This window comes from Sphingobium sp. JAI105 (assembly GCF_015752145.1).
Classification (GTDB): domain Bacteria; phylum Pseudomonadota; class Alphaproteobacteria; order Sphingomonadales; family Sphingomonadaceae; genus Sphingobium; species Sphingobium xenophagum.
Window position 1 is genome coordinate 1,859,370 of the sequence record NZ_JADOUC010000001.1, and the last position, 17,359, is coordinate 1,876,728.

The 17,359-nt window shown below is 65.1% G+C and carries 13 protein-coding genes, 1 pseudogene and 1 riboswitch; of the genes and pseudogenes, 5 read left to right on the forward strand and 9 right to left on the reverse strand.

The annotated features are described in order from the left end of the window. Positions 1-6: 6 nt before the first annotated feature. The 5 genes and pseudogenes from IWY39_RS08945 to thiC all read right to left on the reverse strand — a co-directional run. Positions 7-1,131, reverse strand: a pseudogene (locus IWY39_RS08945) (TonB-dependent receptor); the annotation flags it as partial. Between the two features lie 261 nt (positions 1,132-1,392). Further along, positions 1,393-1,788 carry a type II toxin-antitoxin system death-on-curing family toxin gene (locus IWY39_RS08950; protein ID WP_107125747.1) on the reverse strand — a complete coding sequence of 132 codons (396 nt, stop codon included), beginning with the start codon at positions 1,786-1,788 and terminating at the stop codon, positions 1,393-1,395. After that, positions 1,788-2,015, reverse strand: coding sequence for an AbrB/MazE/SpoVT family DNA-binding domain-containing protein (locus IWY39_RS08955; protein WP_107125748.1), 228 nt, complete (start codon positions 2,013-2,015; stop codon positions 1,788-1,790). Before IWY39_RS08955 ends, IWY39_RS08950 begins: the two co-directional genes overlap by 1 nt. 36 nt (positions 2,016-2,051) lie before the next feature. Next, positions 2,052-2,417 carry a ferredoxin gene (locus IWY39_RS08960; RefSeq protein WP_196871423.1) on the reverse strand — a complete coding sequence of 122 codons (366 nt, stop codon included), beginning with the start codon at positions 2,415-2,417 and terminating at the stop codon, positions 2,052-2,054. 8 nt (positions 2,418-2,425) lie between these two features. Then, the gene (thiC, locus tag IWY39_RS08965; RefSeq protein WP_409994379.1) at positions 2,426-4,396 is read right to left on the reverse strand and encodes a phosphomethylpyrimidine synthase ThiC; all 1,971 of its coding nucleotides are present in this window, start codon (positions 4,394-4,396) and stop codon (positions 2,426-2,428) included. Positions 4,397-4,440: 44 nt separating this feature from the next. Continuing rightward, positions 4,441-4,550: riboswitch (TPP riboswitch) on the reverse strand. Positions 4,551-4,687: 137 nt separating this feature from the next. Here thiC and IWY39_RS08970 point away from each other — a divergent pair. The 3 genes from IWY39_RS08970 to IWY39_RS08980 are packed head-to-tail and all read left to right on the forward strand — an operon-like array spanning position 4,688 to position 11,410. Then, the gene (locus tag IWY39_RS08970; RefSeq protein ID WP_107125749.1) at positions 4,688-8,047 is read left to right on the forward strand and encodes a transglutaminase family protein; all 3,360 of its coding nucleotides are present in this window, start codon (positions 4,688-4,690) and stop codon (positions 8,045-8,047) included. A 10-nt stretch (positions 8,048-8,057) separates the two neighbouring features. Beyond that, entirely contained in the window at positions 8,058-10,523 is a 2,466-nt protein-coding gene (locus tag IWY39_RS08975) for a circularly permuted type 2 ATP-grasp protein (RefSeq protein ID WP_107125750.1), read from the forward strand. Beyond that, positions 10,520-11,410, forward strand: a complete 891-nt coding sequence (locus IWY39_RS08980) for a transglutaminase family protein (protein WP_107125751.1) — start codon at positions 10,520-10,522, stop codon at positions 11,408-11,410. Before IWY39_RS08975 ends, IWY39_RS08980 begins: the two co-directional genes overlap by 4 nt. 18 nt (positions 11,411-11,428) lie before the next feature. Here IWY39_RS08980 and IWY39_RS08985 read toward each other — a convergent pair whose 3' ends face one another. Beyond that, the gene (locus IWY39_RS08985; protein ID WP_107125752.1) at positions 11,429-12,805 is read right to left on the reverse strand and encodes a cytochrome P450; all 1,377 of its coding nucleotides are present in this window, start codon (positions 12,803-12,805) and stop codon (positions 11,429-11,431) included. Continuing rightward, the gene (locus tag IWY39_RS08990) at positions 12,802-13,935 is read right to left on the reverse strand and encodes a hypothetical protein (protein ID WP_107125753.1); all 1,134 of its coding nucleotides are present in this window, start codon (positions 13,933-13,935) and stop codon (positions 12,802-12,804) included. The genes IWY39_RS08985 and IWY39_RS08990 overlap by 4 nt, the downstream gene beginning before the upstream one ends. Positions 13,936-13,956: 21 nt before the next feature. Between IWY39_RS08990 and IWY39_RS08995 the strand changes: the two genes are divergently transcribed. Next, on the forward strand, positions 13,957-14,250 hold the full coding sequence (locus IWY39_RS08995; RefSeq protein WP_017181156.1) for a hypothetical protein: 294 nt from the start codon (positions 13,957-13,959) through the stop codon (positions 14,248-14,250). A gap of 5 nt (positions 14,251-14,255) precedes the next feature. Beyond that, complete coding sequence (kdsA, locus tag IWY39_RS09000) at positions 14,256-15,083, forward strand: 3-deoxy-8-phosphooctulonate synthase (protein ID WP_107125791.1); 828 nt, start codon at positions 14,256-14,258, stop codon at positions 15,081-15,083. 173 nt (positions 15,084-15,256) lie between these two features. Here kdsA and IWY39_RS09005 read toward each other — a convergent pair whose 3' ends face one another. Both IWY39_RS09005 and IWY39_RS09010 read right to left on the reverse strand, forming a co-directional pair. Then, positions 15,257-15,739, reverse strand: a complete 483-nt coding sequence (locus IWY39_RS09005) for a hypothetical protein (RefSeq protein WP_145169823.1) — start codon at positions 15,737-15,739, stop codon at positions 15,257-15,259. 117 nt (positions 15,740-15,856) lie between these two features. Beyond that, positions 15,857-17,122, reverse strand: coding sequence for a glutamate-5-semialdehyde dehydrogenase (locus IWY39_RS09010; RefSeq protein WP_026149524.1), 1,266 nt, complete (start codon positions 17,120-17,122; stop codon positions 15,857-15,859). Positions 17,123-17,359 lie beyond the last annotated feature (237 nt).

Consider the following 17,359-nt stretch of genomic DNA (forward strand, 5'->3'; position numbering starts at 1 on the left):
AGCAAGCCTGTCGGTGCGGGTACGGGTGATCGACAGGTCGCCATTGCCGGTGAAGGACCATTGCCAGCTACCCGCCAGCCGCCCGTTCAGCGTGACGCCGACATGCGCCGTCGTGCCGCGCACCTGCTGCCCCAATGCGCCGGGTTGAACCAGATAGCGGGAAAGCGCGACGTCATTGGCAAAGGGGGAGAAGGGGCTGCCCGCAGGCAGGGTCAGCGCGGCCCGCGACAGGCCTTGCAGCGAATCGCTGTCGGACAGTTCCAGCCGCCCGTTGATCGTCGCCGACACGCCGCCCAGGGCGCGGGCCAGGGTCGCATTGGCGCTGAAATTTTCGGTCGCGGGGCTGAGCGTGCGATAGGGGGTGAGGTCGACCGCGTCGCTTGTCGTTGCGCCCGGCACGAAACTGGCCAGCGTCGGCAGGTTCGTCGCGGCGCTGGCGGGGACGCCGGTCTGGGTGACGATCGCGCCCGCCCGTGCGGAGAGCGCCGGGTCGATTTCCGCGCCGCGCGTGGTGGCGGTGAGGCGGGACGCGCCGGTGTTGAGAATGTCGCGCTCGCTTTCCAGCAATTGCGCAGCGCGGCGATATTTGACGTTCAGGGTGAAGCGATTATCGCCGCGGATACGCAGGAAGCCGCCTTCCGCCTGGCCATTGTCGCGCCCGCCATCGGTGGTGGTGCCGCCGCGCAGATCGACGGTTTCGGCACGAAAACGCTGACGCAGGACGATGTTGACGACCTTTTGCGTCGCGGCATAGCCGTAGGAGAGCGCGACCTGTTCAGGCAATATGTCGACCCGCGCGACCGCTTCGGAGGGCAGGTCGGAAATTTCCGAAAAGCTGGAAATCCGCTTGCCGTTGAGCAGGATGACGGGCGATCCGTTAGTCTGGGGCGACAATTCGGTGAGCAGTTCGGAAATGGAGGTCACGCCCAGCGCCCGCACATCCGCGCCGCTAAGCTGTTGCTCCGGCTCGATCTTGCCCGGCACCGCGCCGCGCTGTGGCTGGCCGGTGACGATAATTTCCTCGCCATCGTCCATTTGCGGATCGGCCTGCGGCGCGACTTGCGCCCTCAGCGCGCCGGGCGCGGCCCCCAGCATCAGCGAAAACAGGACGAACGAAGTGGATCGGCGCACGCATTTACCCCCGGACAATGTCTCTTGCCTCTCCTCTAGCGGGCAGTTGTCGCAAAATATTGGCAATGGCCAGCGGGAATTGTCGCAAGATGTAATCGGCGCGGAAGTTCGCAAACTTCGCCCATGTCGCGCATGGGAATTTCATGCAAAGTCAGCGGGCGAGCAACGCGAGGGCGCGCTGTCGGGGCAGGGAAAGCAGACGGTGGGAAGGAGCCGGGGCGGAGGTTAGCAGCAACCGGCGCAGTAGGACAGGTGTGGGCTTCAGGCGGCGGCGATATGCTGGCGGAACCAGTCGGCCAGGTCGGTTTCGGTGAGATTGCTGGCGGCCAGTTCGAGGAAGGCGACGACCAGTTCGGCGTCGGTCGCGGTCAGTCGATAGCCGTTGAGCAGCAGGAAGGTTTCGCTGACCACCGCCGCGATCCGCTTGTTGCCGTCGATAAAGGCATGATTGCGCGCGAGACCATAGGCATAGGCCGCCGCCAGCGCCGCCGCGTCAGGATCGCCATAGAGCACCTGATTGTGCGGGCGCGCCATGGCGCTTTCAAACAGGCCGCGATCCCGCAGCCCGTCGCCCCCGCCGCCATGTTCGGCAATCTGTTCGGCATGGGCTGCCTCCGCCACGGCAGGCGTCACCCACACCCAGTCCCGGCCCGCCATTATTTGGCGAGTTCACGCAGCGCCCGCTTGCGCCGCGCCATGACATCGCGCGCCGCCGCCATCTGCGCATCAAAATCCGGTTCGGCTGCGGAGAGTTCGATCCCGCGCGGCGTGAGGACGACCGAGAGGCTGTCACCGGCACTGGCGTGCAGATGGGTCAGCAACTCCTTGGGCAGGATGACCCCGGCGCTGTTGCCGATCTTGGTGATTTTGAGGGGCGCGTTCATACGGTGGTTATAACGCAATATGTCGCGATTGCCAATTTAATCGGAATCGATCTGATCGCCCAGTCCTGCCCTTCTTAAATGCTCCGCCCAATCGGGGCGGCAATTCCGCGCTCTGATACAATCCACTTCACCAACGTGCATTGCGTCCATCATCCGACCAAACTCATCCTCGGTTTCTGGTTGATGGGAAACATAGCAATGTGGCGTTTCTCCATCGGGTACCCAAGCCAGCAGATCGGGGGCCACATCTTCCCAAACGCCACAGGATATGCAGCAACCATCCTCAACATAGAATGTGCCCGGCACATTGGCTGGATGCGGCGGCAACGGAGAGTAATTAGCTACAGCCAACGGTTGCCGGACCGATCGTCCCAAAAATCTGTTCAGCCAATACCGGATCATCCTACCCCTCAATCCCGTTCCCTGTCCCCAGCGCCCATATATAGCTCGCTGCCGGTTTCCCTGAACACCCGGCTCATTTCCGCCATACCCTGTTCGGCGGTGGCGGCGTCCAGCGGTGCGCCCCCTCCACCGTTCGGCTGCGCCGGACGGTCCCCTTCCCCGTGCCGGGGAGGATTGGCGGCGATGAAGGTGTCGGCGTCCTGATTTTGCTTTGCGGCGAAATCGCGGACCTCCTGCGTGATTTTCATCGAGCAGAATTTGGGGCCGCACATCGAGCAGAAATGGGCTGACTTCGCGCCTTCGGCGGGGAGCGTCTGGTCGTGATATTGTTCGGCGGTGTCGGGATCGAGGCTCAAGTTGAACTGGTCGCGCCAGCGGAATTCGAAGCGGGCGCGGCTTAGCGCGTCGTCGCGGACCTTGGCGGCGGGATGGCCCTTGGCAAGGTCGGCGGCGTGGGCGGCCAGCTTGTAGGTGACGACGCCGACCTTCACATCGTCGCGGTCGGGCAGGCCCAGATGCTCCTTGGGCGTCACATAGCAGAGCATCGCCGTGCCGTACCAGCCGATCATGGCCGCGCCGATGCCGCTGGTGATATGATCGTATCCCGGCGCGATGTCGGTGGTGAGCGGCCCCAGCGTGTAGAAGGGGGCTTCGCCGCAGGCTTCGAGCTGCTTGTCCATATTCTGCTTGATCTTGTGCATGGGGACATGGCCCGGCCCCTCGATCATCACCTGCACATCCTGCGCCCAGGCGCGCTTGGTGAGTTCGCCCAGCGTGTAGAGTTCGGAAAACTGCGCTTCGTCATTGGCGTCGGCGATCGAGCCGGGGCGCAGGCCGTCGCCCAGCGAATAGGCGATGTCATAGGCTTTGCAGATTTCGGTGATCTCGTCGAAATGCTCGTAGAGGAAGCTTTCCTTGTGATGGCTGAGGCACCATTTCGCCATGATCGAGCCGCCGCGCGAGACGATGCCGGTGACGCGCTTCGCCGTCATCGGGATATAGGCGAGGCGGACGCCCGCATGGATGGTGAAATAGTCGACGCCCTGTTCGGCCTGCTCGATCAGCGTGTCGCGGAAAATATCCCAAGTCAGTTCCTCGGCCACGCCGCCGACCTTTTCGAGCGCCTGATAGATGGGGACGGTGCCGATCGGCACGGGCGAGTTGCGGATGATCCATTCGCGCGTGTCATGGATGTTGCGGCCCGTGGACAGGTCCATCACCGTGTCCGCGCCCCAGCGGATCGACCAGACCAGCTTGTCGACTTCGGACGCGACGTCGCTGGCGACGGCCGAGTTGCCGATATTGGCGTTGATCTTGACCAGGAAATTGCGGCCGATCGCCATCGGTTCGGATTCGGGGTGGTTGATATTGCTGGGGATGATCGCCCGGCCGCGCGCCACTTCGTCACGGACGAATTCGGGCGTCACATAATCGGGGATGGCCGCGCCCCAATCCTGCCCGTCGCGGATATATTCGGCGAGGCGCGCGCGGCCCAGATTTTCGCGTTCCGCGACATATTCCATTTCCGGCGTGATGATGCCGCGTCGGGCATAGTGCATCTGGCTGACGTTCATGCCGGGCCGCGCGCGCAGGGGGCGACGATCCTGGCCGGGGAATTGGGCGACGCCGCCGGAGCGATCCGGGCCTTTAAGGCCGTTATCTTCGGGCTTTACCGCGCGCGGGTCATAATCCTCCACATCGCCGCGCGCCATGATCCAGTCGCGGCGCAATTGCGGCAGGCCCGCCATGATGTCGATCTGCGCATTGGGATCGGTATAGGGGCCGGACGTGTCATAGACTCGCACCGGCGGCTCGCCGCTGCCCAGCTCCAGCGTGATTTCGCGCATCGCGACCTTGAGCGGGCCGACATGGATTTTCTTCGATCCACGGATCGCGCCAGTGGTAACGTTCATTGCCGCCTGCCGGCGGATGAAGCCTTCGGCTTCGGGCATCTCGGTACGGGCGGGGACGTCTGCCATAAGTCACTCTCCTTGCAGCGAAAGAGAGAGAATGCGGGCGGTGTGAGTGCGCGCTTAACCCTCCCTACGCCGGTGTTAGCCGGATCAGGTTCAGCGGGTCGCGGCCACAAAGCCGCCTCTCAACCGTCTGCGGACGGTCCCCCGGGGATGGCGGCAAGGGTAATGGGTTTGGCGGGCGGGGTCCAGTGACTTGTCGCGGCATCGCCGGAGCGGGCCGGAGCCGCGCAGATTCTTTGCCCCCCGAACCATTTGCATATTGCATTGCAACAGGGGGTAGCGTTTGATCCCGCCATGCTCAAAGCCGCGCTCCACCACCGCACTGCCTATCGCTACAGCCGCCCGATCCGGCTTGGTCCGCAGGTCATCCGCCTGCGCCCCGCGCCGCACAGCCGGACCAAAGTGCCCAATTATGCGCTGAAAATCGAGCCGGCGGGGCATTTCCTGAACTGGCAGCAAGACCCGCACGGCAACTGGCTGGCGCGCATCGTCTTTCCAGAGCCAGTCGATCATTTCACGATAGAGGTCGACCTGCTGGCCGATCTCGACATCATCAACCCGTTCGATTTCTTCGTGGAGCCGTACGCGGAAAACTATCCGTTCGCCTATGACGAGCAGCTGAAAACCGATCTGGCCGCCTATTTCGATGTCGAGCCGCAAGGGCCGCTGTTCGAAAAGATGGTGGACCAATATGCCGGGCATGAAAGCCGCACCGTCGACTTCCTGGTCGAGGTGAACCGCCGCCTGCAACAGCAGGTCGGCTATGTCATCCGCATGGAAGCGGGCGTCCAGACGCCGGAGGAGACGCTGGAGATCGGCACCGGGTCATGCCGCGATTCCGCCTGGCTGCTGGTGCAATTGCTGCGGCGGCTGGGCTTTGCCGCGCGCTTCGTGTCGGGATACTCGATCCAGCTGGTCGCGGACGTCGAGCCGATCGAGGGGCCAAAGGGGGTCAGTCAGGACGTCGTCGACCTGCACGCCTGGGCGGAGGCCTATGTGCCGGGCGCGGGCTGGGTGGCGCTGGACGCGACCAGCGGCATGTTTGCGGGCGAAGGCCATATCCCGCTCTGCGCGACGCCGCACTACAAGTCCGCCGCGCCGATCAGCGGCATGGCCGAACCTGCCGAGGTCAATTTCGATTTCGCGATGACCGTCAGCCGCATTGCCGAGGCGGTGCGGATCACCAAGCCCTTCACCGACAAGCGATGGGACGCGGTGATGGCGCTGGGGGCGAAGGTGGACGCGGATTTGCAGGCGCAGGACATGCGGCTGACGATCGGTGGCGAGCCGACCTTCGTGGCGGTGGATGGCGGCGATGCGGGCGAATGGAATGGCGATGCGGTCGGCCCGACCAAGGCGGCCTATGCCGACCGGCTGATCCGCAAGCTGCGGGGCCAGTTCGCGCCGGGCGGCCTGCTGCATCATGGACAGGGCAAATGGTATCCCGGCGAAAGCCTGCCGCGTTGGGCCTATGCCGTCTATTGGCGGACGGACGGCACGCCGATCTGGCACGATGAAAGCCTGATCGCGCCCGATGATGCGCCCGACGGCGCGCGCAGCGTGACGCCTGACGACGCCCGCGCTTTCCTGAGCCATATGGCGGCCCATATGGGCTTTTCCGACGACTATACCCATGCGGTCTTTGAAGATCCGGCGGTCTGGTCGATCAAGGAGTCGGAACTGCCGATCAACGCCACCACCGACGACCCCAAGATCAGCGATCCCGAAGCGCGCGCGCGGATGGTCAAGACGTTCGAGCGTGGGCTGGACCAGCCGGTCGGCTATGTCCTGCCGGTGCAACGCTGGCAGTCGCAGGCGAGCACGCCGCGCTGGCAGAGCGAAATCTGGCAATTGCGGCGCGGCAAGCTGTTCGCGGTGCCGGGGGATTCGGCGCTGGGGTATCGCCTTCCGCTCGGCTCCCTGCCTTATGTGCCGCCGTCGGACTATCCCTATATCCACCCCCGCGACACCAGCGAGCCGCGCGAGCCGCTGCCCGATTTCCGGGCGCAGGTGATGCAGCAGGCCGATGTCGAGGAGGTGCGCGCGCAGCAATCGCAGCGGGTCGCCGGGCCGGAGGGCGGCATGGCCGCGCAGGATCGGGTGGAACAGGTCATTATCGAAGGGGCGGTCCGTACCGCCGTGACGGTGGAGCCGCGCGGCCATTATCTGTCGGTATTCCTGCCGCCGGTACAGGCGCTGGAAGATTATCTGGAGCTGATCGCCGAGGTCGAGGCGGCAGCCGAAGCGTTGCAGATTCCGGTGCGGATCGAGGGCTATTCGCCCCCGCCCGATCCGCGCATCGCGGTGCTGAAAGCCACGCCCGACCCCGGCGTGATCGAGGTGAATGTCCATCCCGCATCCAGTTGGGACGAAACGGTCGCGATCACCGAACAGCTATACGCCTATGCCCGCGAATGCGACCTGACCGCCGACAAGTTCATGGTCGATGGCCGGTCGGTCGGCACCGGCGGGGGCAATCATATCGTGCTGGGCGGCCCGACGCTCAACGATTCGCCCTTCATCCGGCGGCCCGACCTGCTCAAGAGCTTCGTCCTCTACTGGCAGCGGCACCCTTCGCTTTCCTACCTGTTTTCGGGCCTGTGCATCGGGCCGACGAGCCAGGCGCCGCGCATCGACGAGGCGCGGCATGATGGCCTGTATGAACTGGAGATCGCGCTGGCGCAGGTGCCCAACCCGTTCGCGGGCGAGGGTGCTTCGCCGCCCCCATGGCTGGTCGATCGGCTGTTCCGCAACCTGCTGGTCGATGTGACGGGCAACACCCACCGCACCGAAATCTGCATCGACAAGATGTTCTCGCCCGATGGGCCGACCGGGCGATTGGGGCTGCTGGAGTTTCGCGGTTTTGAAATGCCGCCCGAAGCGCGGATGAGCCTGGCGCAGCAATTGCTGATCCGGGCGCTGGCGGCGTGGTTCTGGCGGCAGCCGCAGCAGGGCAATCTGGTGCGCTGGGGCACGACGCTGCACGATCGCTTCATGCTGCCCCATTTCGTCTGGGCCGATTTTCTGGAAATCCTGTCCGACCTGCGCGGCGCGGGCTATGATTTCGATCCCAACTGGTTCGAGGCGCAGCGGCAGTTCCGCTTCCCCATCCACGGCAGTGTCGACGCGGGCGGCGTGGGGCTGGAAATCAGCCATGCGCTCGAACCGTGGAACGTGCTGGGCGAAACCGGGGCGATCGGCGGCACGGTGCGCTATGTCGACAGTTCGACCGAGCGGTTGCAAGTCCGCGCCACGGGTCTGGTGGCCGGGCGGCATATCGTTGCGTGCAATGGACGGCAGGTGCCGATGACGGCGACGTCGGTGCCGGGAGAAGGGGTTGGCGGTGTCCGCTACAAGGCATGGGCGCCCGCCAATTGCATGCACCCCAACCTGCCCGTCAACGCGCCGCTGACCTTTGACGTGCTCGACAGTTGGAGCGGGCGGTCGCTGGGCGGCTGCGTCTATCATGTCGCGCATCCGGGCGGGCGCAATTACGACACGCTGCCCATCAACGGATATGAAGCCGAAGCGCGGCGCAAGGCGCGTTTTCAGGACCATGGCCACACCCCCGGCCCGGTCGATATGCCCGCCGCCGAACCGGCCGGTGAATTTCCGATGACGCTGGACCTGCGTTTCAGGCATCCGGGCGCGTAAGGGCGACCGGGTGGAAACCGCCATATATGCGAACTGGGCCGACGCCTATCTGGCCAATGCACCGGCGGGCGACCTGTTCGCCGGTGCATCGCCCGCCATGCAGACACGCTGGCGCACGATGCTGGACCGGCTGTCGGCGCAGGCGCAGGGCGACCCGGCCATGCTGGCGGACAATGTCGCGCGGCAGGCGATCGACCTGGGCATGGCGTTCCGCCTGACCGGGGACGAACAGGAACGATCCTGGCCATTGGGGCCGATCCCGATGCTGATCGACGCGGCCGAGTGGGCGCATATCGAGCGGGGTCTGGCCCAGCGCGCCGAATTGCTGGAACAGGTGATCGGCGATATTTATGGGAGCCAGTCGCTGGTCCGCGATGGCAAGCTGCCCGCCAGCGTGATCACCGGCAGCCCGCATTATTGGCGGGTGATGAACAGCACCCCGCCCCCGCGCGGCCATCATCTGCATTTCTATGCCGCCGACATCGGGCGCGGCCCGGCGGGCGAATGGCGCGTACTGGCCGACCGGGTACGGACGCCGGTGGGCGTTGGCTATGCGCTGGAAAACCGCCTGGCCTGGTCGCGCGCGACCGGCGACCTGCTGGGCGCGATGAACACGCGGCGGCTGGCCCCCTTTTTCGACGATCTGCGCCGGGGATTGGCCGCCGATTGCGAACGATCGGACCCGCGCATCGGCCTGCTGACGCCCGGTCGTTTCAACCAGAGCTATGCCGAACAGGCGCATCTGGCCCGGTATCTGGGCCTGTTATTGGTCGAGGGCGACGATCTGATCGTCACTGACGGGCAGTTGTTCGTCCGCACCATTCAGGGTTTGAAGCGCATCGACGGTTTGTGGCGCTGGATGGACAGCCGCTTCATGGACCCGCTGGCCTTCGACAGCAAGTCGCGCATCGGCGTGCCCGACCTGTTCGACGCCTGCGCGCGCGGCGGATTGGTGCTGAGCAACTGGCCGGGCGCCGGCGTGATCGAATCGCGCGCCTTCGCCGCCTTCCTGCCGCAACTGAGCAAGGCGCTGCTGGGCGCGGACCTGATCCTGCCCAATATCGCGACCTGGTGGTGCGGGCAGAGCGGGGAGCGCACCTATGTGCGCGACCGGCTGGATCAACTGGTCGTCGGATCGGCCTTCGATCAGGATGTGGCGGGCCTGCCCGATGCGCGCTTTACCCCCGGATCGGCGCTGGACGCGCCGCAACGCGCCATGCTGGCCGAAGCGATGGCGCGGCGGCCGATGGATTATGTGGGACAGGAACTGGTGAAGCTGTCCACCACCCCGGCGGTGGTCGACGGGCGCCTCACCCCCCTGCCCTTCACCCTGCGCGTGTTCGTGGCGCGCGACGCGCAGGGCCAGTGGCGGGTGATGCCCGGCGCCTTTGCGCGGCTGGCGGGCCATGGCGACATCCGCGCCGCGCTGATGGGCAAGGGCGACATGTCCGCCGACATGTGCGTGGTCGATAGCGTGGCTGTGCCGCCCGACACCCTGTTGGGCGGCGGCGCGCCCGCGATCCGGCGGATCGGCGGGATGTTGCCGGCCAAGGCGGCGGACAATCTCTATTGGCTGGGCCGCTATATCGAGCGGACGGAAATGACGCTGCGGCTGATCCGCGCCATCGTCGGCGGATCGATAGAGGCGGATCTTGGCCCGTCGGTTGCATCGCCGACGATGAACCGGCTGGTCGGGCAACTGGTGCTGTGGGGCGCGATCGCCCGCGATGGCGGCGGTCCCATCGGCCCGATCTGCGCGACCGCGCTGGGCGATGCGCGCCAATCGGGTAGCGTCCGGGCGCTGATGGCGAGCGTCGGCAATATCGGCGAAGGGCTGCGCGACCGGCTGGCAAGCGACTTCTGGCGGCTCGTTCGCCTGCCGCTGCCGACATTTGACGGCGCGGTGACCGAAACCCTGCTCGACGCATCGTCGCGCATGATCGAGCGGATTTCGGCGCTGTCGGGGCTGGCGGCGGAAAATATGGGCCGGAGCGAGGGCTGGCGCTTTCACGATATGGGCCGACGGATGGAGCGGGCGATCAATGGCTGCCGCCTGCTTGGCCTGTTCGGCGGCGAAAGCGCGAGCGCGGACGACCTGACCGTCCTGCTGGACCTTAATGACAGCCAGATCAGCTATCGCACCCGCTATCTGACCGGCCCCGCGCTGCCGCCGGTACGCGATCTTGTCGCGCTGGAGCCGTATAATCCGCGCGCCATCGTCTATCAGGCGCAGCGTCTGGCCGATCATGTCGCCGCCCTGCCGACGCTGCGCACGGACGGGATGCCGGAGGAACCCAGACGCCTGGCCGATGCACTGGTCGCCCGGCTCAGCCCGCTGACCGGCGACATGCTGACCATCGGTGACATAGACGACGTCGAAAACCGCCTGCTGGCCCTGTCCGACGCCATCGGCCAGCGCTATTTCCTGCAAGTGCGCAAGGCGGAAAAGGCCGATGGAGCGGACCTGCTGTCATGATCTACCATGTCCGCCACCAGACCATATTGCGCTATGCCGCGCCGATGCGGCTGGCCCGGTTCAACCTGCGCCTGCGCCCCGCGCCCTGGGCCGGGCAATGGACGTCCGACTATGCGCTGACGGTCGATCCCGCCCCCTCCACCATCGAATCGCGGCCCGGCGCCTGGCCGGTTCATGTCGCCCGACTGGTGATCGAAAGCCCGATCCGGCAGTTGACGATCGAGAGCCGTTTTCGTGTCGGCGTGGCTGACAGCGCCCCGCCCAAACCCCAGCCCGATGACCCCGCCATCGGCGCGGTGGCGAACGCCGCGCTGGCCGATCGCGACATGAGCGCGTCGGCCCCGGCCCTCTATCTCTACGCCTCCACCCGCGCGCCGCTGCTGCCGCAGGTTGGCGCGTGGGTCGGCGACGGGCTGGACCCGGACCGGCCGGTGGTCGCCGCCGCGCTGGCGCTGGCGCTGCGTATTCGCGCAGAGTTCGCCTATGATCCCGGCGCGACCGATGCCAGCACGCCGGTCGCCGACGCCTTTGCCGCGCGCCATGGCGTATGCCAGGATTTCGCCCATGTCATGGTGGTCGCGCTGCGGCTGGCGGGGCTGCCCGCCGCCTATGTCAGCGGCTATCTGCGCACCGATCCGCCGCCCGGCCGCCCGCGGCTGATCGGCGCGGACGCGATGCATGCCTGGGTCATGCTGTGGTGCGGGCCGACGCGCGGCTGGATCGGTTTCGATCCCACCAATGGCTGCATCACCGGCAACGGCCACATCTTCGTTGCGATGGGCCGCGACTATGCCGATGTGGCGCCGATGGACGGCCTGTTCGTGGGCGGCGGGGGGCAGAGCATCCAGGCGATGGTCGATGTCGTGCCGGAGGAAGAGTTGGCGTGACGACCAACGGGGGTGGGGTCAAACGCCGATCTTCTCGAACATCAGCATCATCCCCTTGCGCGGGCGCACGGTCAGGCGGCTGATCGGTTCGGGCTTGTAGCCGGGCCGCACCGACAGACGATAATGGCGCAGCACGTCGGCGATCACGGTCATCACCTCCTGCTGGGCAAAGCCGGCCCCCACGCACACGCGCGGGCCGCGGCTGAAGGGCAGCCAGGCCTGCTTGATCATGTCGGCGTTGGCCGGATCGTCGAACCGATCGGGATTGAAACTGTGCGGGCAGGCCCAGTTATCCTTGTTGCGCTGGGTCAGCCAGGGGGCGACGACCAGCATCGCGCCGGGGACGAGATTCTTGTCGCGCATCTGCATCGGGCAGGGCACTTCGCGCGGAAAGAAGGCGAGCGGGGGATAGAGGCGCAGCGTTTCCCTGAACACGTTGCGCACCACCCCCATGTCCTTGAGCATCGCCGGGGTCAGTGGCGCGTCGCCCGCCACCGCCATCACTTCGGTCCGCGCGCGCTCCTGAACATGGGCGCATTCCGACAGGAGGTAGAGCGCCCAGGTCATGGTGCTGGCGGAGGTTTCATGGCCCGCCAGGAAGATGGTCGCAACCTGATCCATCACCTCCTTCAAGGTGAAATGCGCGCCCGTCTGCGGATGCCGCGCCTCTATCAGCGACTGGAGAATGTCCTTGTGCGGCGCGGGCTGTCCGGCATGGAAGGCATTGAACCGTTCCGCCACGATCGGCGCGAACACGCCGCGAATGGCGTTGGCGGGCCGTTCCGACCAGCGTTCGAACCAGCGGTTTGGGAAGCCGTATAGGCCCAGCATGGACGCGGAATGGGAATAGCGCTGGAACCGCCCGAACGCCTGATGGATGATGAAGGAGCGCCTGGTATCGAGCGTCTGGGAAAAGAGCGTGCGAAAGATGATGTCGGCGGCCACATGGGTCATCATCGCGTCGATGTTGATCGCCTTGCTGCGATCCATCCCGTCGATCCGCGCCAGGAAGGCTGCGACCGCCTCCACCATCAGCGGCATCGTCTTGTTCATCGCGGTATGGGCGAAGGCGGGATTGATCATCGCCCGCTGATTTTCCCAGTCCACGCCATTGGCGGAAAAGACGCTGTTGCCGATCAGCGGCGACAGCCCCTTGACCAGTTCGGAATGTTTGGGAAATTCGGTCCCGCCCTTCAGGATACGGTCCACCAGCGGCAGTTCATTGGCGATATACATGAGCTGCCCGCGCCCGCGCACCTCGCCCATCTTCATCGTATAGCTTTTTTCGAACAGCACATGAATCCAGCTGTGCCAGCCGATGAAGAAGCGCCGCAGCATCGTGCGCTTGTTGCGCGTGGGCTGGGGGAAAGGCGGGGTGAAGAGCGGTTCTGTCATGGAATCGTCCGGAAAGCGGCGATGGCGTCGTCCAGGGTGCGGCGGCCCGCGGTGAGGCTGAGGAAATCGACCGGCGACAGGCGATCGCCTACCCGCAAATAGTCGAAATGCGCCTCATATTTGTTCGACCAGCCACCATGATAATTTTCAGGATCGTAGAACAGGTGGAAGCGCGGCGAGAGCATGTCGACCCGCGCGGCATGCGTGTCGCTTTCCAGCAGCAGCGGATTGACGTTGAAATAGGCCGCGCCGTCGGGCGGGAAGCTGAGATCCACATAGCGGAAATGCTTGTCCGCCAGCGCGCGCAAATCAGCATGATACCAGCGGGCGTCCGTCCGCAACGCCACGACCGGCACCACCTGCCCCATGCCCACCATCGCGAAATGATCCGGCAGCCGCGTACCGCGCAGGTCGAACAGCCGCCGCATCACCGACATGCCCAGGATCGTACCCGCGCTATGGGTGAGGAACAGCACCTCGTCCCACGGTTCGTCCAGTTCCTCGGCCATGCGCCGGGCAAAGGCATCGAGCCGCGCGTCCAGCGCGTCGCCCGGTCCGCCAGCGGCGAGCGTGTGGTGATAATAGGTAAAGCGCAGCAGCCATGGCACGACCAGCTTGTTGAGCCATTTGCCCGACGCCATGGCGCTGATGCCGATCCCCGCCAGCGCCGCCGCCCAGAATGGCAGCACGCTCCACAGCAGCAAAGCGGAGAGCAGCGCGAACAGCAGCGGGATCATCACCGCCAGAAAGGGCGGATAACATATGGTCAGCACCGGACCGGGCCGCAGCGCCTTCATCCGCTTGAACTGCATGAAACGGCCATGGCCGACATAGGTGGCGATGGAGCGGAAGGCGAGCGTGAGCGGGTTGCGAATCCACACCTTGCCGACCAGATCCTCCCAGCGGAGAAATTCATAGTCGGTTTCGACCCCGGCCTGTCCATTGTCGACCGACCAGATTGTCGAGACGACTGATCCCGCAGGCCCGGCGCGACGTCCGCCCACGGTCACGCCCTCGCCCGTCAGCCGGTCATACCGACCGGCCTGGTCGCGATAGAGCTGGTGGTAAAAACGCACGCCGCGCGGATCAAAACCGCCAAGATAAAAGACTTTACGCTTGAATTTTTGCACTGCCCCGGCCCTAATCGGGTCATGAGCACACCCGAACGCGACTACTGCTATTTCATAGACCACCGTAAATACAACCGAAACATCGGCTGTAGGAAGCATGACAATGTCTATGGCATCAACGGGGGCGGCAGCGAGCGGGACCGGTGGCGCGCGGACATGGCCTTTTACCGCCATATGAAGGCCAATGGCGATCCGATGGCGCTGCCTTCGCTGATCGCCTGCCTGTGCTTCGGCTGGTTCTGCTGGAATTATCATCCGGGCAAGGGGCTGTGGCGCGGCCAGCTCTTGCGGCGCTTTGCCAAAGCGCCCAAGTGACCGGCATGACTGTTCCCCACCATGTGAAGGTCGGCCCGATCACCATCGGCAACGACCTGCCCTTCGTTCTCATTTCCGGCCCCTGCCAGATAGAAAGCCGCGACCATGCGCTGTTCATGGCCGATGCGCTGGCGCGGATCGCGGGGCAGGCGGGCGTGCCGTTCATCTTCAAATCCTCGTTCGACAAGGCGAACCGGACATCGGTGTCGGGCCAGCGCGGCGTCGGCATCGACGCGGGGCTGGGGATATTGGCGGAAGTGAAGGCGACATTGGGCTGCCCGGTGCTGACCGACGTGCATGATGCGGGACAGGTCGAGGCCGCTGCGCAGGCGGTCGACATCCTCCAGATCCCGGCGTTCCTGTGCCGCCAGACCGACCTGCTGCTCGCCGCCGGACGCACCGGCGCGGTGATCAACGTCAAGAAGGGGCAGTTCATGGCCCCATGGGACATGGCGGCGGTGGCGCAAAAGGTCGCCTCGACCGGCAATGACCGCATCCTGCTGACCGAACGCGGCGCGAGTTTCGGCTACAACACGCTGGTCAGCGACATGCGCGCGCTGCCGGTGATGGGTGAGACCGGCTATCCGGTGATATTCGACGCCACCCATTCGGTCCAGCAGCCCGGTGGCCTGGGTTCGGCATCGGGCGGCCAGCGCGAGTTCGCGCCGGTGCTGGCGCGCAGCGCGGTGGCGGCGGGCGTCGCCGCGATCTTCGCCGAAGCGCATCAAGACCCGGACAATGCGCCGTCCGACGGCCCGGTCATGCTCCCCCTCGATTGGGTCGCGCCGATGCTGGCGAAGCTCAAGGCGATCGATGCGGTGGTGAAGGGGTAAGCCTCACCGTTGCCCCGGACCCTTGGGCGGGCGCAGGACAGGCTTCTGTGGCCCCCCGCTATCTGCGCGAAGAAAAGCGGGATGCCGGGTCAAGCCCGGCATGACGAAAGAGGGGTGGCAATGAACGACCACTTACAGCCATTCAAATTGGCTGATTATCTCTCCGTAAGCCACTATCTAAAAGTGGTGCAATCGACTGTCACCCGCTTTGTGTCTTTCGGCATGTCGATCAACACGATGAATGAGAAAAAGTGCGAGTCTGGAACGAATGGCAAAGCAACACCAACGGCTAACTTTTTCGTAGCAGGAAAGAACGACGCGCCCAAAGCGTGTGGGCTGTAGAATGTGCGTTCCGCTTCGTTTGCTTCTTTGCCATATTTTGCAGTTACTTCGACAGCGCTCCACTTCCGTCCTGAATTGGAGGTTACGCCAAGCATTTTATTGAGCTCCGGCGTTAATGGGCGGTAGCTTCTGGCACCGAGAAAACTCCGCAACCGCAACTGCTGTTTGGGGGATGGTTTGGTGAAGTCGCGATTAGCAAGTTCAATTTCGCCACCGGGCAGGTCAACATCTTGGACGCCGCCTGAGCAATGCGTAATGGCCCGCTTTACAGCAATCGATGCATGGGCAGCATATGCTCCGCCCTCCACGGTCAACAACAATGGTAATGCCAAAAACAGGTGCCTCGTTAACGCCATCGTACGATCTCGCTAGCTAACTTCGTCAGCTTGAACGCATAGGTTCTCTAGAGCCGTCAGTCCACTTCCCACCCTTTACGGACGAACCTGTCCCGTTCCGCGCACGATCCATTTATAGGTCGTCAGTCCCTCCAGCGCGACCGGGCCGCGGGCGTGGAGGCGGCCGGTGGAGATGCCGATTTCCGCGCCCAGCCCGAATTCGCCGCCATCGGCAAATTGGGTGGAGGCGTTCCACATCACGATCGCGCTGTCGACCGCGTTCAGGAAGCGCGCCGCAGTTTCGGCATCTTCGGTGATGATCGCGTCGGTATGGTGGCTGGCATGGGCGGCGATATGGTCGATCGCGCCGTCGACGCCATCGACCAGCCGGATCGACACGATCGCTTCGAGATATTCGGTGTCCCAATCCTGCTCGCTCGCCGCGATGACGCGCGCGTCCATCGCCTGCACCGCTTCGTCGCCGCGCACTTCGCATCTGGCGTCTAGCAGCGCCTTCACCAGCGCAGGCGCGTCGCCATAGGCGCGGTCGATCAGCACCGTTTCGGTCGCGCCGCACACGCCCGTCCGGCGCATCTTGGCATTCACGACCAGCTGCCGCGCCATCGCGGGGTTGGCCGCGCCATCGACATAGCTGTGGTTGATGCCGTCCAGATGGGCCAGCACCGGCACCCGCGCTTCTTCCTGCACCCGTGCGACCAGGCTCTTGCCCCCGCGCGGCACGATCAGGTCGATAAATTCGCTGGCGCGCAGCAGCGCGCCCACGACGGCGCGGTCGGTCGTGGGAATGAGTTGCACGACATCGGCGGGCAGGCCAGCGGCCACGATCCCCTCCGCCATCGCGCTCAGGATCGCGCGGTTGCTTTCCTTGGCTTCGCTGCCGCCGCGCAGGATGACGGCATTGCCCGCGCGCAGGCAGAGCGCCGCGGCATCCGCCGTCACATTGGGGCGGCTTTCATAGATGATGCCGATCACGCCCAGCGGCACGCGCACGCGGCTGAGTTCCAGCCCGTTGGGGCGCACGCTCCTGTCGATCACGCTGCCCAGCGGATTGGGCAGGCCCGCGACCTGTTCCACGCCGTCGGCGGTGGCGGCGACCCGGCCCGCGTCCAGCTTCAGCCGGTCGAGCATGGCGGGCGACAGGCCATTGGCGGCGGCATTGTCCATGTCGCGCGCATTGGCGGCGATGATCGCCGGTGCCTGGTCCCGCAACGCCTGTGCCGCGCGGCGCAGCGCATCGGCCTTTTGCTCGTCGCTCGCCTGCGCGAGGATGTGCGCCGCGCGACGCGCGCGCGCGCCCATCGTCGCGATCAGCATTTCAGGGGTCTGGGTCAGGTCGTTCATCATGGGTCTCGCCACTATATGGACGGCGACCTAGCATGAAAGCGTGGTGAAGCGAAGGCGGGACGTGACTGACGAGCGTCTGTCGAAATGCGCGAAGAGCGCATTGCGGTTGCCGCACCGGCCTGACCCTTGCGAACCAAGGGCCGATGACCAGACCATGGGTCGCAAATGATCCAGCCATCGGCAGGCAGTCAGACCACCTTCCATTGTCTCTATGCAGCCGGTGGGATGCCCGCA

Excerpts from the sequence above, each read along its gene's own strand:
- IWY39_RS08955 (WP_107125748.1), bottom strand. The coding sequence starts at position 2,015 with ATGAACGCGCCCCTCAAAATCACCAAGATCGGCAACAGCGCCGGGGTC.
- IWY39_RS09010 (WP_026149524.1), bottom strand. The coding sequence starts at position 17,122 with ATGAACGACCTGACCCAGACCCCTGAAATGCTGATCGCGACGATGGGC.
- IWY39_RS08995 (WP_017181156.1), top strand. The coding sequence starts at position 13,957 with ATGAGCACACCCGAACGCGACTACTGCTATTTCATAGACCACCGTAAA.
- IWY39_RS08960 (WP_196871423.1), bottom strand. The coding sequence starts at position 2,417 with ATGATCCGGTATTGGCTGAACAGATTTTTGGGACGATCGGTCCGGCAA.
- IWY39_RS08950 (WP_107125747.1), bottom strand. The coding sequence starts at position 1,788 with ATGGCGGGCCGGGACTGGGTGTGGGTGACGCCTGCCGTGGCGGAGGCA.
- thiC (WP_409994379.1), bottom strand. The coding sequence starts at position 4,396 with ATGGCAGACGTCCCCGCCCGTACCGAGATGCCCGAAGCCGAAGGCTTC.
- kdsA (WP_107125791.1), top strand. The coding sequence starts at position 14,256 with ATGACTGTTCCCCACCATGTGAAGGTCGGCCCGATCACCATCGGCAAC.
- IWY39_RS08980 (WP_107125751.1), top strand. The coding sequence starts at position 10,520 with ATGATCTACCATGTCCGCCACCAGACCATATTGCGCTATGCCGCGCCG.
- IWY39_RS08985 (WP_107125752.1), bottom strand. The coding sequence starts at position 12,805 with ATGACAGAACCGCTCTTCACCCCGCCTTTCCCCCAGCCCACGCGCAAC.
- IWY39_RS08970 (WP_107125749.1), top strand. The coding sequence starts at position 4,688 with ATGCTCAAAGCCGCGCTCCACCACCGCACTGCCTATCGCTACAGCCGC.